This window comes from Pseudomonas sp. Eqa60, from assembly GCF_018326405.1.
GTDB lineage: Bacteria > Pseudomonadota > Gammaproteobacteria > Pseudomonadales > Pseudomonadaceae > Aquipseudomonas > Aquipseudomonas protegens.
Genome location: NZ_AP024342.1, coordinates 4,717,113 through 4,733,212 on the forward strand (window position 1 = coordinate 4,717,113; position 16,100 = coordinate 4,733,212).

Here is a 16,100-nt window from a genome sequence, read left to right on the forward strand (position 1 = left end):
GGAATGCCTTCGCCGGCAAGCCGGCTCCTACAAAAAACACCCGGGATAGCCCCGAATGGCAGGAGCCGGCTTGCCGGCGAAGAGGTCCGCAAGAACGGAGGTGGCGCCGATCAGCTGGCGGTGGCCAGCAGCATGTCACGCACCGAACGGCTGTGACCGCGGCTCTTGCCGTGTTCGTAGAGCGAATCGGCAATCTCCTGGGCACGGATCGGCAGCACCGACAGCAAGGTGTCGCTCAGGCCATGGCTGGCCTGGCTGAAGCCCTGCATGTAGACGCCGGCCTTGCAGCGTTCGTCGGTCACCAGGCGGTAATTGCGGTCCACCTCGAAGTCGCCCAGGTAGGCCTGCAGCGGCGCCAGCAGTTGACGATGCATCTGCCGCTCGTAGCCGGTAGCCAGCACCACCGCATCGTAGTGACGCACTTCGCGCTCGCCGCTGGCACTGTTGCGCAGGATCAGCTCGATGCCCAGGTCGGTAGCGGTGGCCTTCTCCACCGTGGTCATGGTGCGGAAGGTATGGCGCGCGATGCCGGAAACCTTCTGCCGGTAGAAAATCCCGTAGATGCGCTCGATCAGGTCGATGTCCACCACCGAGTAGTTGGTGTTCTGGTATTCGCTGACCAGGCGCTCGCGCTCACTGCCGGTCTGCTGGAACACCAGGTCGGTGAAGGCCGGGGAGAACACTTCGTTGACGAACGGGCTGTCATCCGCCGGCTTGAGTGCCGAACCGCGCATGATGATGTCGGCCTGCACCGAAGGGAAACTGTCGTTGAGGTCGATGAAGGCTTCTGCCGCGCTCTGCCCGCCGCCGATGATGGCGATGTTCATCGGTTTGCCACTGACACAGGGCTGACTGGCCATGCATTCCAGGTACTGGGAATGGTGGAACACCCGCGCATCGCCCTTGAGCCCCTTGAAGGTTTCCGGAACCCGCGCCGTGCCGCCGGCACTGACCACCACCGAACGGGTGGTGCGCACCAGTTCGCTGCCCTGGGCATCCCGGGAAATCACCCGCAACGCCTCGACCTGCTGGTTGTGCAGCACTGGCTCGATGGCCAGCACTTCTTCGCCGTAGCGGCTGTGTTCCTGGAAATGCCCGGCCACCCAGCGCAGGTAGTCGTTGAACTCCATGCGGCATGGATAGAAGGTGCCCAGGTTGATGAAGTCCACCAGGCGCCCGTGGTGCTTGAGGTAGTTGACGAAGGAATAGGGGCTGGTGGGGTTGCGCAGGGTCACCAGGTCCTTGAGGAAGGAAATCTGCAGTTCGCTCTGGGTTACCAGGGTGTTGCCGTGCCAGCGATAGTCAGCCTGCTTGTCGAGGAACAACGCGTCCAGCGGACCGTGCTCCTGCCCGCGCTCCTCCAGCGCAATGGCCAGCGCCAGGTTCGAGGGGCCGAAACCGATACCGATCAAATCGTGAACGTGGGCCGATGCAATTGCCTGTGTCATTTCCAGTGTCCTCTGGATAAACCGCCTCAACGCGGGGGATAAAGTGTCACGGTGACCCGACTGGCCCATGCAGGACAGCAGATCGTCTGTTGAGTAGGGACGAGGACAATGAAAAAAAATTTAACTAAATACGTCTCAACGGCAACGCGTTATTGAGCATCCCACTGGCGCAGGCGCGACCGGCAATGCTTCATGGCATTGACGATGTGTTTCTCCACCAGGCTGCGGGAAATCCCCAGCTGTTCGGCGATCTGCGGGTGGGACAGGCCTTCGAGCTTGCGCAGCAGGAAGCTCTCGCGACACAGCCGGGGCAGCTCGGCCAGGGCCCGTTGCAGCATTTCCAGGCGCTGGCCGTGATCCAGGCTGGTCTGCGGCGAAGGGTTGAAGTAACGCTCTTCGTTGTCCAGCACCTCCAGGGGCTCGGACTGGCGCAAGGCATTGCGCCGATGGCCGTCGATCACCAGGTTCAGGGCCGTGCGATAGAGAAACGCCCGCGGCTGCTCGATGGGGGTATCGCTGGAGCGCTCCAGGACCCGCACATAAGCGTCATGCACCACATCCTCGGCCACCTGGCGATTGCCCAGCTTGGCGTTGAGGAAGCACATCAGCTCGCGATAGTAGTTTTCCAACAGGGCTCCCGAGCGCCCACTGGGGCGGTTCTGTCCTTGAGCAAGTCCGGCCATGGCCGATTGCACCCGGTAATTCGTGATGGCTGTTTAGTAGCGGCGTAATTTATAGTAATTCTCATATAGATTTAAAGTAGCGCAGCACCGCGGTGGGTTTATTTTCAGTGTTCCGACAGCTGTAACGCCATGTGTCGGCAGTTAAATTCCCCCCCCGGCATCTCGTTTACCTGACAGCTCCCCGTCTCTGCCGTTCCTGCGGCAGCCGCAAGCCTGGCTGCCCCTTGTGCAGCTGGCCGTTGTGACGGGCCGATATCCCCTGGCCGGAACCCTGCATGAAACGTCCTCGCCCTACCCGACGCGCCCTGCTTGCCGCACTGTGTGTGATCCCCGTTGTTGCCATCGCTGCCTGGAAGTTCATCCCGGCAGGCCGTGACCAGTTCACCACCGTGCAAGTGAGCCGCGGCGATATAGAAAGCAGCGTCACCGCCCTGGGCACCTTGCAGCCACGACGCTACGTGGATGTGGGCGCCCAGGCGTCCGGGCAGATCCGCAAGATCCACGTCGAATCCGGTGATCAGGTCAAGGAAGGCCAGTTGCTGGTGGAGATCGACCCCTCCACCCAGCAGGCGAAACTCGACGCCAGCCGTTTCTCCATCGAGAACCTGCAGGCCCAGTTGCAGGAGCAGTACGCCCAGAACCAGCTGGCCCGGCAGAAGTACCAGCGCCAGCAGAACCTGGCGGCCGGCGGCGCCACCCGCGAGGAAGACGTACAGACCGCCCAGGCCGAACTCAAGGCCACCCAGGCGCGGATCGACATGTACAAGGCGCAGATCCGCCAGGCCCAGGCCAGCCTGCGCAGCGACCAGGCCGAACTGGGCTACACGCGCATCTATGCGCCCATGTCCGGCACCGTGGTCGCGGTGGACGCCCGCGAAGGCCAGACCCTCAACGCCCAACAGCAGACCCCGTTGATCCTGCGCATCGCCAAGCTCTCGCCCATGACCGTCTGGGCCGAAGTCTCGGAAGCCGATATCGGCCACGTCAAACCCGGCATGCACGCCTACTTCACCACCCTGAGCGGCGGCAACCGACGCTGGACCAGCACTGTGCGGCAGATCCTGCCGATCCCGCCCAAGCCCCTCAACGAATCCAGCCAGGGCAGCGGCAGCCCCAACAGCACCAGCAAGAGCGGCAGCGGCCGGGTGGTGCTCTACACCGTGCTGCTGGACGTGGACAACGCCGACAACGCCCTGATGGCGGAAATGACCACCCAGGTGTTCTTCGTCGCCAATCAGGCAAAAAATGTGCTCACTGCCCCCATCGCCGCCCTGCACGGCAGTACCGAGCCGGACCTGCAGATGGCTCGGGTAGTGGCCAAGAACGGCTCGATCGACGAACGCAAGGTCCGGGTCGGCATCAGCGACCGCCTGCGCATCCAGATCCTCGACGGCTTGAACGAAGGTGATCATCTGCTGATCGGCCCGGCCAACAGCAGCGGGGGTTGAATGCAGACGCCTCTGATCGACCTAAGGAACATCCGCAAATCCTACGGCGGCGGCGACAGCCCGCAGGTCGATGTCCTGCGGGGCATCGACCTGTCGATCCACGCCGGCGAGTTCGTCGCCATCGTCGGCGCCTCGGGCTCCGGCAAGTCGACGCTGATGAACATCCTCGGCTGCCTGGACCGCCCGACCTCGGGCGAGTACCTGTTCGCCGGGGAGAACGTGGCTCACCTGGACAGCGACGAACTGGCCTGGCTGCGCCGCGAGGCCTTCGGCTTCGTGTTCCAGGGCTACCACCTGATCCCCTCGGCTTCGGCCCAGGAAAACGTCGAGATGCCGGCCATCTACGCCGGCACCCCGGCCGCCGAACGCCACGCCCGCGCCGCCGCCCTGCTGGAGCGCCTGGGCCTGGCCAGCCGCAGCGGCAACCGCCCGCATCAATTGTCCGGTGGCCAGCAGCAACGGGTATCCATCGCCCGCGCCCTGATGAACGGCGGCCACATCATCCTCGCCGACGAACCCACCGGCGCCCTGGACAGCCACAGCGGCGCCGAAGTCATGGCCCTGCTGGACGAACTGGCCAGCCAGGGCCACGTGGTGATCCTCATCACCCACGACCGCGAAGTGGCGGCACGGGCCAAGCGCATCATCGAGATCCGCGACGGCGAGATCATCAGCGACACCGCCACCAGCGATCCCTCGGTACAATTGAGCGCCAACGCCGGCGCCCTGCAAGCCGTGGACCTGCGCCAGCGCCTGGCCGACGGCAGCGAGCCCACCGGTGCCTGGAAAGGCGAACTGCTGGAAGCCATACAGGCCGCCTGGCGGGTGATGTGGATCAACCGCTTCCGCACCGCCCTGACCCTGCTGGGGATCATCATCGGCGTGGCCTCGGTGGTGGTGATGCTGGCGGTGGGCGAAGGCAGCAAGCGCCAGGTGATGGCGCAGATGGGGGCGTTTGGCTCGAACATCATTTACCTGAGCGGCTACTCGCCCAACCCGCGCACCCCGGAAGGCATCGTCACCCTGGATGACGTCGCCGCCCTAGCCAACCTGCCCCAGGTGAAACGGATCATGGCGGTCAACGGCGCCAAGGCCGGGGTGCGTTTCGGCAACGCCGACTACATGAGCTACGTGGGCGGCAACGACACCAACTTCCCGGAAATCTTCAACTGGCCCGTGGCCCAGGGCAGCTACTTCAGCGAGGCCGACGAACGCTCGGCAGCGGCAGTGGCGGTGATTGGCCACAAGGTCCGGGAAAAGCTCCTCAAGGACGTGGCCAACCCCATCGGCCAGTACATCCTCATCGAAAACGTGCCGTTCCAGGTGGTCGGCGTACTCTCGGAAAAAGGCGCCAGCTCCGGCGACAGCGACAGTGACGACCGCATCGCTGTGCCCTACTCCGCCGCCAGCATCCGCCTGTTCGGCGACCACAACCCGCAGTACGTGGCGATCGCCGCCGCCGATGCCAGCCGGGTCAAGCAGACCGAACAGGAGATCGATGAACTGATGCTGCGCATGCACGGTGGCAAGCGCGATTTCGAACTGACCAACAACGCCGCGATGATCCAGGCCGAGGCCCGGACCCAGAACACCCTGTCGCTGATGCTCGGCGCCATCGCCGCGATCTCGCTGCTGGTGGGCGGCATCGGGGTGATGAACATCATGCTCATGACCGTGCGCGAACGCACCCGGGAAATCGGTATCCGCATGGCCACCGGTGCCCGCCAGCGCGACATCCTGCGCCAGTTCCTCACCGAAGCAGTGATGCTTTCGGTGGTCGGCGGCCTGGCCGGCATCGGCGTGGCCCTGATCATCGGTGGCATCCTGATTCTCAGCGAAGTGGCGGTGGCCTTCTCCCTGGCCGCAGTGCTCGGCGCCTTCGCCTGCGCCCTGGTCACCGGCGTCATCTTCGGCTTCATGCCGGCCCGCAAAGCTGCCCGGCTCGACCCGGTCACGGCCCTTACCAGTGAATGATCGATCTATGAAAGTGCACCTGACCCTCCTGGCCGCCAGTATTTTGCTGGCGGCCTGCAGCAGCCCGGCGCCGCGCCCGGAAAGCGGCCTGCAAGCACCGGCGTCCTGGCACTCTCCCGCCAGCCAGGGCGACCGGCAGCAAGACCTGCGCTGGTGGACCCGTTTCGGCAGCCCGGAGCTGGACCAACTGATCGCCGAAGCCCGGGCCGGCAGCCACGACCTGGCCGCCGCCATGGCCCGGGTCCACCAGGCCCAGGCCAGTGCCATCGTCGCCGGGGCACCGCTGCTGCCCAGCGTCAATGGCACCTTCAACGCCAGCCGCAGAAAACAGTTGCGGGGCAACGACTCCAGCCAGCTCGATTCCAGCAGCAACAGCAAGGTCACGAACTCGTTCGACGCGGGCCTGAGCGCCACCTATGAAGTCGACTTCTGGGGCGGCCGCCGCGCCGCCTACGACAGCGCCCTGCTCGGGGTCCAGGCCAGCGAGTTCGACCAGGCCACCGTTGAGCTGACCCTGCTCAGCGGCGTGGCCAACAGCTATGCCCAGGTCCTGTCCCTGCGCGAACAGAGCCGTATCGCCGAACTCAACCTGGCCAATGCGCAGAACGTGTTGCAACTGGTGCAGACCCGCTATGACTCCGGCTCGGCCACCGCCCTGGAACTGGCCCAGCAGAAAAGCCTGGTGGCCGCCCAGCAACGCCAGGTGCCCCTGGTGCAACAGCAGGCCGAAGAGGCGCAGATCACCCTCGCCACCCTGCTGGGCCGGCCGGTACAGAGCCTGAAACTGAACGACCAGCCCTTTGCCCAATTGAACTGGCCGACCATCGATGCCGGGGTGCCCAGCGAACTGCTGACCCGCCGTCCCGATATCGCCGGTGCCGAGGCCCGGCTGGCGGCGGCCCAGGCCGATGTCAAAGTGGCGCGGGCGGCAATGCTGCCGACCCTGACCCTGACCGCCAACCTGGGTTCGAACGCCGACAAGCTGGGCAATGTCTTGCGCAATCCCTTCTACAACCTCACCTCCGGGCTGGTGGCGCCGATCTTCAACAACGGGCGCCTGAGCGCCGAACGGGACAGGACCACAGCGCGCCAGCAAGAGCTGCTGGAGACTTATCGCGGGGCGATCATCAATGGTTTTGCCGATGTGGAGAAAGCCCTCAACAGCATTCGCGGCCTGGACCAGCAACGCCAGTGGCAGAGCGAAGAACTGAACCAGGCGCAGCGCGCCTTCGAGATCGCCCAGAGCCGCTATCAGGCCGGCGCCGAAGACCTGCTGACCGTCCTGGAAACCCAGCGCACCCTGTACACCGCCCAGGACCAGAACGTGCAACTGCGGCTGTCGCGCCTGCAGTCGAGCATTGCCCTGTACAAGGCCCTGGGGGGCGGCTGGAGCCACTGACACGGCGGGAGTGCCCGGCCCGGTCACTCCCGCGCCCGGCGCAGCGGTCGAGCGTGAAATCGCTTAGAATCCCCTCCCGCCCCACCGCCAACAGAACCCCATGTCCCTCGAAAATGCGCCGCACGACCCACTGGCAGACCTGCTGGCCCTGCTGCGCAAGGTCTACCCCAACGGGCTCGACAACCGCGACTACAAGCGCCTTCTGGTGCTGCTGTACCCGCACTTGTGCGACCGCAATCTGGCGCAGTTGATGGCGCAGCTCACCCACAGGGACGCGGACCTCATTCTCAACGACCTCTACGCCGCCGTGACCGGCCAGCCGCCGCCCGCCGCAGAGCTGCAAGCGTTGCAGGCGCTACTGGAGCGGCACGGCGCCCGGGCCATCCTGACGGACGACTGACTGCGCAAGGAGCAAACAATGAACGTCGAGGACTTCAAGCAACTGCTGGACGAGCGCAAACGCAGCCATCCGATCTGGTTCGAACTGCCGTCGGACCGCCTTGCCAGCCAAACCCAGGTCCTGGAGGCGCAGCAGGCCTTGGGGCTGCAACTGCCAGCCGAATACGCCTGGTTCCTAAAGGAGTGCGGCGGCGGCTACTTTGCCCTGGCCATGCTCTACTCACTGGACAGCAGCAGTGATTTCCACCTGGTGGAGATCAACCGGGCGCACCCGGCCATCACCGGCCGTCACCTGCTGTTTTCAGAGAACGGTTGCGGTGACTTCTACGGGTTCAGGATCGAGAACCGGCACTGCCTGGCACCGGTCGAGTTTTTCGACCACAGCTGCGGGCAATGGCAAACCAGCCGATACAACGGGCTCTTGAGCTTCCTCGCCGAAGTGGCCCTGAGCAACTGAATCCCCCGCCTCAGAGCTTCAAGTGCTGGGCATACCAAGGCCGCCGCGGTGCCCGCTTGAGCAGGTCCGGCACCTCTTCGTCGCGGCTCAGGGCGATGCGCAAGGCCAGCTTCATGACCTCCTGATCCATCTCCAGGGACATTTCTCCCGGGGCATTGCCCAGGGGGCCGCAGCCATGGGTCGAGGCCCCCAGCCACGGGTCGTCGATCTCGACCCAACGCCGGGGGCGAACCAGGGCACGCCATTGACCTCACGGCGCAACACTTCGCCGGGGTGGTAGCGCTCGTGGGCCCGTAACCAGTCGTCGATCCGGTCATCGATCCAGCCATGGAATTTCCAGAACATGGGGTGCACGTGGGACGAGAAGGGATCGCCGAGAAAGTCATTCTGCGGCTGGTACCAGCGCCCGGCGAAGTCCGAGGACAGGCGCGCTTCCATCACCGGCATGCCGTTGGAAGGATCGCGGGCGACATCCGCCCAGCGCATGTGCAGCCAGTCGTGCAGGCCCAGCTCGACCTCGGACCCGAACTGGCCCAGGGTCAGGTGGCTGAGGTACTCGGGGTCCTGGTACTGCGACTCCCAGACCTGGAAGTTGCCATAGAACGCCGCATCACCTTTCAGCCCGTGCAGCCATTGGGTGAACTCTTCATCATCGTCGGCCACCCAGGCCGGTGGCACCGAACAGCCGTCGTGGTTTTCGTAATAGCGGATAAAGGCCTGCCGGTCCTGCTCAAGACGGGCACAGGGCTGCGGCAACTGCTGCCAGGACACCAGGTCCGGCTGCAACGAGCGGGCGTGCAGCAACATGTGCCGGTGCATGAACAGAAAATCGATGCCCGAGGCATTGCGGTGCTTGCGCCGCCCACGGGCGTCACGTTCATGCTTGACCGGGCCCGGCTGCCAGCCGAGCCCCCGCAGGCTGTTGCGCTTGTCCTTGGGCAGGGTGTGCCAACGGTCCCGCGAAGCGTGCCAGAGCTGATGGAACAGGCGGTGCTGCGGCGATACCAGCCACGCCAGCAAGGCGGGGCTCAGCCCGCTCTGGTCCCGGGCGGCAGGAAAGACTCGCTTGCGCGCCACAAAACGCGCCGCGGATACCGGCGCCAGTGGCGACGCCTGCAGCGACTGCAGGCTGCCACTGAGGGTGCCGCTGCCGGCATTGCCCCAACTGGCCCAGACCTCATCGAGCACCACCTGGCATTCATGGCTGGGGGCACCGGCGATGCGGCCACCGGCAAACAAGCGCCAGCGCAACCTGGCGGCGTCCACCGACGCCAGGTCGCCCTGCACCATGAACTCCACCGGGCCGTCGCCTCGCAGGCTCTGCGCACGCCCCAGGAGGCCACGCAAGCCGCGCCCGGTGGGGCCGGCATCCAGTAACAACTCACAACCTTTACGAGGCAGGGATTGCGGTCCGTTGGCGTCGAGAAACTCGATATCCCAGATGCCCCGCAGGTGATCGGCAAGGCGCACGCCAGGGTCCAGGGCCACCTCCAGCTTGGCTTCCCCGGGGGTGATCTCCTGCTCTTCCTTGCGGCGAACATCCTGACGCAGCAACTCCTTCTGGGTGTAGTACGCCACAGGGATAGCCGCTCCCGTCACCGCCAGACCGGTCAAAAATCCTCTTCTCGAAAACCTCATCGCTCTACCTTTATCCAGTGGCGCGTCACGCATCTAGCTAGAACGTTGGATTTGCAGGGAAATTTACCGGCCAGTGATTGCCGCGACGCTAAATTTGCTCTCGGCCAGCTCGTTTATCGCGGATAGATGTGCACAAAAGGTCGGACCCGGCAGCACTGAACCCCAGGGCCCGACCCCGTCATCAGCCCGCCTGCGACTGGGATAGCAATGATCAAAATATCTGGTAAGAAAACCCTCTATCTGAGCCTGCTGATACTTATCATCGCCGCCCTCGGCGTCGGTGCCGGCGCGGCCTGGCACTACTACTGGAAGGATCGGGTGTCCTACCCCAACGAAATCGTCAAGCACGCCAACGACCTGCAGGAGCGCATCATTTCCTTCGACAGCCACATCACCGTGCCCCTGGATTTCGGCACCGAAGGCAGCGAAGCGGACAAGGACACCTCTCGCCAGTTCGACCTGGTCAAGGCCGGTCGCGGCCGCATGTCCGGCGCCGCCCTGAGCATCCTGGCCTGGCCGGAGATGTGGAACGGCCCCAACGCGCCGCACCGCCCCACCGCCGGCTTCGTCGAGGAAGCCCGCCACCAGCGCGAGACCCGCTACCGGATCATCCAGGGCATGGTGCGTGACTTCCCCAACCAGGCCGCCATCGCCTACACCCCCGCCGACCTGCGCCGCATTGCCTCGGAAGGCAAGGTGGCGGTGGTGATCAGCCTGCTCAACGCCTACGCCATGGGCGACGACCTGGACCAGCTGGACCAGTGGGCCGCACGGGGCATGCGCCTGTTCGGCTTCAGCTATGTGGGCAACAACGACTGGGCCGACTCGTCGCGCCCGCTGCCCTTCTTCAATGACACCCGGGACGCCCTCGGCGGCCTCTCGCCCGTCGGCAAGCAGGCGGTGCAGCGGCTCAATGACCTGGGGGTGGTGATCGACGTCTCGCAGATGTCGAGCAAGGCCCTGGACGACGTTGCGAGCCTGACCCGGGCACCGGTGGTGGCTTCCCACTCCGCCCCCAGGGCGCTGGTGGATATCCCGCGCAACCTCAGCGACCAGGAAATGCAACAGATCAAGGCCACCGGCGGGGTGATCCAGGTCGTGGGCTTCTCCACCTACCTGCGCCCCCTCAGCCAGCCGACCCTGGACAAGCTCAATGCCTTGCGCAAGCGCTTCGACCTCGGGCCACTGCAAGGCCTGGAGAACGCACTGATGCCCGGCGACGCCGTGATCACCATCTGGCCGGAACAGCGCTTTGGCGAATACGCCAGCTCCCTGTACGGCATCCTCGATGAGGAACCCAAGGCCAGCCTCAAGGACTATGTCGACGCCATCGATTACACGGTGAAGAAAGTCGGCATCGACCACGTCGGCATCAGCTCGGACTTCAACGAGGGCGGTGGCGTCAATGGCTGGATGAGCGTGGCGGACAACCGCAACGTCACCGCCGAGCTGATCCAGCGTGGCTACAGCGATATCGAGATCGCCAAGCTCTGGGGCGAGAACTATCTGCGCGTCTGGGAACAGGTGCAGAAACTGGCCAAGCCTGCAAAACCCGCCCCTCAACCCGCCATCGCCGGCTAACCCATGACCACGAGCCTTCCTGTGACCAACCGTCGGACATTCCTCAAACAAGCAGGCCTGTTGGCCGCCGCCCTGCCCCTGGGCAACCTCGCCATCAGCCAGGCCCGGGCCGACAGTGCCACCGCCAGTGCTTCGCAGTGGACCCAATTGCGCCAGTTGTTCGACCTCGACCCGGACTACGTGCACCTGGCCAATTTCCTCATCACCTCGCACCCGAGGCCGGTGCGCGAGGCCATCGAAAAATACCGCGCAGTGCTCGACCGCAACCCGGCCATGGCCATGGACTACGACACCCAGTACACCTGGAAGCGCGAGGCCCAGGTGCGCGAAAGTGTCGGCCGCTACCTGCAGATCAAGCCCGGCCAGGTGGCCCTGACCGGTAGCACCACCGAAGGCCTGGCCCTGATGTATGGCGGCATCCACGTGCGCCCCGGACAGGAGATCCTGACCACGGTTCACGAGCACTACTCGACCCGCAACGCGCTGAAGTACCGCACCCAGCGCGACGGCACCCAGGTGCGCACCATCGAACTGTTCAAGTCGCCCCACCGGATGTCCACCGACGAAGTGCTGGGCAACATCGACCGCAACATCCGCGCCAACACCCGCGTACTGGGCATGACCTGGGTGCAGTCGGGCAGCGGCGTGAAACTGCCGATCGGCGAGATCGGCAAGCTGGTGGACCAGCACAACCGCAATCGCGATGAGCACGAGCGGATTCTCTACTGCGTCGATGGTGTGCACGGGCTGGGGGTGGAGGACATCACCTTTGCCGACCTGAACTGCGACTTCTTCGTCGCCGGCACCCACAAATGGATGTTCGGCCCGCGGGGCACCGGGATCTTCTGCTCGCGCTCGGAACAACTCGAACACCTGACGCCGATGGTGGCGACCTTCTCCGAAAACCAGAACTTCGCCACCACCATGACCCCCGGCGGCTACCACAGCTTCGAGCACCGCTGGGCTGTGGACCAGGCTTTCGACCTGCACATGCAGCTGGGCAAGGCCAACATCCAGTCGCGCATCCATGAACTCAACAGCTACCTCAAGCAGCGCCTGCAGGAGCACCCGGGCATCGAGCTGGTAACACCCCTGAGCCCGGAGCACTCCGCCGGCTTCACCTTCTTCCGCGGCCAGAACCTGGACACCGACGCCACCGCCGCCTGGTTGATCGAGAACCGCATCCTGGTGGACGCGGTGGACCGCGATGCCGGGCCGGTGGTGCGCATGGCCCCCGGCCTGCTCAACAGCGAGGCAGATATCGACCGGACGATGGACCTGCTGGGCAAGCGCCTGCGCAGCAGCAAGACCGCCTGAGCCGTTGCCACGCCCCCTGAACTCACATTGCACAAGGCTATTGACTGATGAAACCCATCGCCTGTTCCTCCCTGGCCGCCCTGGCCGGTTGCCTGATCAGCCTCAACGCACACGCGGTAGAACCGCCCAAGCCCGGCAGCGTGTTCAAGGACTGCAAGAACTGCCCGGAAATGGTGGTCCTGCCGGCCGGCAGCTTTGTCATGGGCACCCCGGAAGACGAAGTGGGCCGCGAGCCCGATGAAGGCCCGCAGCACACCGTGACCTTCAAGAACGCCTTCGCCATGAGCCGCTTCCATGTCACTGCCGCCGAGCTTGATGCCTACATCCGCGAAACCGGTACCGTGATCAAGGACGGCGACGACCGCCCCGGCCGCCTGTGCCAGGCCAGCAAGCCACGCTATGAACAGGGGCCGCGCCAGCCGGCGGTCTGCGTCGACTACGCCGACGTGCAGGCCTATACCCAGTGGCTGTCGAAGAAAACCGGCAAGCACTACCGCATGGTCAGCGAGGCGGAACGCGAATATGCCGCACGCGCCGGCAGCACCGGTTCCTTCCCCTTCCCTTTCGACGAGGAAGGCCAGTACCAGATCACCAAGCACGCCAACACCTACGGCCCCAAGGACGGCTTCAGTTTCACCGCCCCGGTGGGCAGCTATCCGCCCAATGCCTTCGGCATGTATGACATGCACGGCAACGTCTATGAATGGGTCGCCGACTGCTGGCACCCCGACTACGTGGGCGCACCTGCCGATGGCCGGGCCTGGATGGAAGAGTCGGAAGGGGTGTGCCTGGATGCCCAGATTCGCGGCAACGACTGGGGCGAGGCACCGGTATTCTCGCGTTCGGGCAACCGCAACAGCCGCAAGCGCGAAGTGCGCGGGGACTGGCTGAGCTTCCGAGTTGTGCGTGAGCTGGAACAGCCCGGCGCCAGCCACAAGTAGACACCCCGATGAACAGCGGCCCGGGGCAACAACCGCACCGGGCCACTGGCAGTATCAGGCGACGTCCCGGGACTTGCCGGCCTGAGCCTGGCGAAGGTTCTCCAGCATCAGCCACAGGCCCTGGCGCAAGGCCGGGAACAGGCTGTTGTTGAAGTTGTTCCAGCGCAGTTCGAGGATGGTGTCCTCGGGGCCGATTTCGGTGTTGAGCACGTCATGCAGCACCTCGCCGGAGTCGATACCGTTGTCCACGTAGTGGAACGAGGCACCGGTCAGGTATAGCGGCGCGGTCGGCTCGGTTTCCTTCGTCGCCCAATCCACTACTTTCTGCCCACGGGCGCCGTACAGGGCATTCCAGGTGGCATAGGCCCCGCGACGCTCATAGGGCGATTCGATGCGGGTGATGCCCGGGTGGATGTTCATGATCCGCCGGGCGAAAGGCGCTCCCGGGCGCACCAGTTCATCGAGGATCACCAGCAGGCCGTCGAGCACCACGATATCGGCTTTGAGCTCCACCAGGGTGTCGTGCAGGCGGCGTTCGAAATCCTGCTTGCCGGCGATGTGTTCGGCACTGCCGCGGGGATGGCGACGATAGGTGGACGGCACACTCAGCAGCAAGTCGTTGACCCGCTTGCCCTGCACTTCCAGGTCCGCCGGGTACAACCACTGGCGGCCCGGCTGGTAGGCAAAGCCGTAGTCGCTGACCAACTGCTGGTCCCGTGGCGACTGCTCGTCATCGTCGTAGACCACGCCCACCAGTTCGTAGGCCTCGCCCAGGGGCGTCTGGTTCAGCGTCTGGACCAGAAATTCCAGCACCGATTTCATGTAGCGCTCGTGGTCCTTGTAAGCCACCGCCTGCCCGGCCTTGTCGGCGGCGGCATTTCGCAGGGACCAGACATACACCAGATTCTTCTTTGTCATTTGCTCGCTCTCGCTCAATGGTTCAGGCACTGCGTCGATACACGTGCGCCCACAGAACAAGAACGAACCACAGGCAGGGCAATTTATCCGCAGTGCCCGCCGGGCTGGCATGCCGAGCTAAATACTGGCGTCGGCGCTTCGTTTGTCAGGGGTAAGGGTCTGCGTGCTACGACCCTCTATCCACTCTCTGGGAAGTACTTATGACCGACCCCAAGCGCGGCGCCTTCAACGGTCTGCTCGCATTGCTCAGGCCCTTTCGCACCATCGTGGTGATCTCCGTTGCCCTGGGCATGGCCGGCGGCCTGGCCATCACCCTGTTGCTGGCCACCATCAACAACGCCCTGCACTCGGCGACCGGCATGACCCAGGGCGTGGTCCTGACCTTCGCCGCCCTGTGCCTGCTGGCCCTGGTCAGTTCCATCGTCTCGGACATCGGCACCAACTATGTGGGACAACGGATCATTGCCGCCCTGCGCAAGGACCTGGGTGAAAAAGTACTCTCGGCGCCCATCACCCAGATCGAGCGCTATCGCTCCCACCGCCTGATCCCGGTACTGACCCACGACGTCGACACCATCAGCGACTTCTCTTTCGCCTTCACTCCCCTGGCCATCGCCACCACCGTCACCCTGGGCTGCCTGGGCTACCTGGCGTACCTCTCGGTGCCGATGTTCCTGATGATGGTGGTGGCCATCATCATCGGCACCAGTGTGCAGCTGGTGGCCGGCGGCAAGGGCATCAAGGGCTTCGATGAGGCTCGCGACCATGAGGACGAGCTGCAGCGCTACTACAACGCGATTGCCTCCGGTGCCAAGGAACTGCGCATTCACCGGCCCCGGCGCTTTCGCATGAATACCCAGCGCATCCAGAAAACCGCGGATCGCATCAGCGATATCCAGGTGCGCTCGGTGAACATCTACATCCTGGCCAAGAGCTTCGGCTCGATGCTGTTCTTCGTGGTCATCGGCCTGGCCCTGGCCATGCAGGCCTACTACCCGAACCCGGACCCTGCGGTGATCACCGGTTTCGTGCTGGTGCTGCTGTACATGAAGGGCCCGCTGGAACACGTGGTCGGCTACCTGCCCATCGTCGGCAAGGCCAAGATCGCCTTCGCCCGGATCAGCGAACTGTCCGAACGCTTCTCCTCTCCCGAGCCGCACCTGCTGATGGACGACAGCGAAGCGCCGCAAGCGGTGGTGCACAGCCTGGAACTGCGCGAGGTGCGCTACAGCCCGCCGCCGGTGGAAGGCAGCGAACCGTTCCACCTGGGCCCGATCAACCTGAACATCAAGCAGGGCGACATCGTCTTCATCGTCGGCGAGAACGGCTGCGGCAAGACCACCCTGATCAAGCTGTTGCTGGGCCTGTACCAGCCCCAGTCCGGGGAGATCCGTCTCAATGGCGAAGCGGTGACCGACCGGGCCCGGGATGACTACCGGCAGCTGTTCACCACGGTATTTGCCGACTACTACCTGTTCGACGACCTGGTCCAGGGCAATGCCGGCAAGTCGCTGGACGTCGCCACCCAGTACCTGAACCGCCTGGAAATCGCCCACAAGGTCAGCGTCAAGGATGGCGCCTTCACCACCACCGACCTGTCCACCGGCCAGCGCAAGCGCCTGGCCCTGGTCAATGCCTGGCTGGAAGAGCGCCCGGTGCTGGTGTTCGACGAGTGGGCCGCCGACCAGGACCCGGCCTTCCGGCGGATTTTCTACACCGAGCTGCTGCCCGATCTCAAGCGCCTGGGCAAGACCATCATCGTGATCAGCCACGACGATCGCTACTTCGACATTGCCGACCAGTTGGTGCGCATGAAGGCCGGACGAGTCCTGACTGAACTGCAACCGGCGTGATTGTTTCCGGTTTATGGCAGCTGATGCGTCATACAGACAGAACT

The 16,100-nt window shown here is 64.5% G+C and carries 12 protein-coding genes and 1 pseudogene; 9 read left to right on the forward strand and 4 right to left on the reverse strand.

Translation table 11 applies throughout. From position 1 onward, the window contains the following. Positions 1 to 110: 110 nt before the first annotated feature. Positions 111 to 1,448, reverse strand: coding sequence for a SidA/IucD/PvdA family monooxygenase (locus KI242_RS21300; RefSeq protein ID WP_212805544.1), 1,338 nt, complete (start codon positions 1,446 to 1,448; stop codon positions 111 to 113). Positions 1,449 to 1,597: 149 nt separating this feature from the next. Further along, positions 1,598 to 2,080 (reverse strand): sigma-70 family RNA polymerase sigma factor, encoded by a 483-nt coding sequence (locus KI242_RS21305; protein ID WP_026020154.1) that lies wholly within the window; start codon positions 2,078 to 2,080, stop codon positions 1,598 to 1,600. Positions 2,081 to 2,406: 326 nt separating this feature from the next. On the opposite strand from KI242_RS21305, the gene KI242_RS21310 reads away from it, so the two are divergent. The 5 genes from KI242_RS21310 (at position 2,407) to KI242_RS21330 (ending at position 7,808) form a co-directional block, all read left to right on the forward strand. Continuing rightward, entirely contained in the window at positions 2,407 to 3,579 is a 1,173-nt protein-coding gene (locus KI242_RS21310; RefSeq protein WP_015636412.1) for an efflux RND transporter periplasmic adaptor subunit, read from the forward strand. After that, complete coding sequence (locus KI242_RS21315; RefSeq protein ID WP_212805545.1) at positions 3,580 to 5,553, forward strand: MacB family efflux pump subunit; 1,974 nt, start codon at positions 3,580 to 3,582, stop codon at positions 5,551 to 5,553. Positions 5,554 to 5,560: 7 nt separating this feature from the next. Further along, the gene (locus KI242_RS21320; protein WP_212805546.1) at positions 5,561 to 6,952 is read left to right on the forward strand and encodes an efflux transporter outer membrane subunit; all 1,392 of its coding nucleotides are present in this window, start codon (positions 5,561 to 5,563) and stop codon (positions 6,950 to 6,952) included. A 100-nt stretch (positions 6,953 to 7,052) separates the two neighbouring features. Then, positions 7,053 to 7,352 carry a DUF3349 domain-containing protein gene (locus KI242_RS21325; RefSeq protein WP_174395609.1) on the forward strand — a complete coding sequence of 100 codons (300 nt, stop codon included), beginning with the start codon at positions 7,053 to 7,055 and terminating at the stop codon, positions 7,350 to 7,352. A gap of 18 nt (positions 7,353 to 7,370) precedes the next feature. Continuing rightward, a complete protein-coding gene (locus KI242_RS21330) occupies positions 7,371 to 7,808 on the forward strand; it encodes an SMI1/KNR4 family protein (RefSeq protein ID WP_174395610.1) in 438 nt (145 codons plus the stop codon). 10 nt (positions 7,809 to 7,818) lie between these two features. On the opposite strand, the pseudogene KI242_RS21335 reads toward KI242_RS21330, so the two are convergent. Beyond that, positions 7,819 to 9,446 (reverse strand): annotated as a pseudogene (locus tag KI242_RS21335) (twin-arginine translocation signal domain-containing protein). 207 nt (positions 9,447 to 9,653) lie between these two features. Between KI242_RS21335 and pvdM the strand changes: the two are divergent. The 3 genes from pvdM to KI242_RS21350 are packed head-to-tail and all read left to right on the forward strand — an operon-like array spanning position 9,654 to position 13,285. Continuing rightward, positions 9,654 to 11,027 carry a pyoverdine-tailoring dipeptidase-like protein PvdM gene (gene pvdM / locus KI242_RS21340; protein WP_077934544.1) on the forward strand — a complete coding sequence of 458 codons (1,374 nt, stop codon included), beginning with the start codon at positions 9,654 to 9,656 and terminating at the stop codon, positions 11,025 to 11,027. A gap of 21 nt (positions 11,028 to 11,048) precedes the next feature. Next, positions 11,049 to 12,344, forward strand: coding sequence for an aminotransferase class V-fold PLP-dependent enzyme (locus KI242_RS21345; protein ID WP_011062369.1), 1,296 nt, complete (start codon positions 11,049 to 11,051; stop codon positions 12,342 to 12,344). Between the two features lie 47 nt (positions 12,345 to 12,391). After that, positions 12,392 to 13,285 carry a formylglycine-generating enzyme family protein gene (locus tag KI242_RS21350; RefSeq protein WP_011062370.1) on the forward strand — a complete coding sequence of 298 codons (894 nt, stop codon included), beginning with the start codon at positions 12,392 to 12,394 and terminating at the stop codon, positions 13,283 to 13,285. Between the two features lie 54 nt (positions 13,286 to 13,339). On the opposite strand, the gene KI242_RS21355 is transcribed toward KI242_RS21350, so the two are convergent. Then, positions 13,340 to 14,203: a formyltransferase family protein gene (locus KI242_RS21355; RefSeq protein ID WP_072444617.1), complete on the reverse strand. Its 864-nt coding sequence runs from the start codon at positions 14,201 to 14,203 to the stop codon at positions 13,340 to 13,342. A gap of 200 nt (positions 14,204 to 14,403) precedes the next feature. Between KI242_RS21355 and KI242_RS21360 the strand changes: the two genes are divergently transcribed. Continuing rightward, positions 14,404 to 16,056 carry a cyclic peptide export ABC transporter gene (locus KI242_RS21360; protein WP_011062372.1) on the forward strand — a complete coding sequence of 551 codons (1,653 nt, stop codon included), beginning with the start codon at positions 14,404 to 14,406 and terminating at the stop codon, positions 16,054 to 16,056. Positions 16,057 to 16,100: the final 44 nt, after the last annotated feature.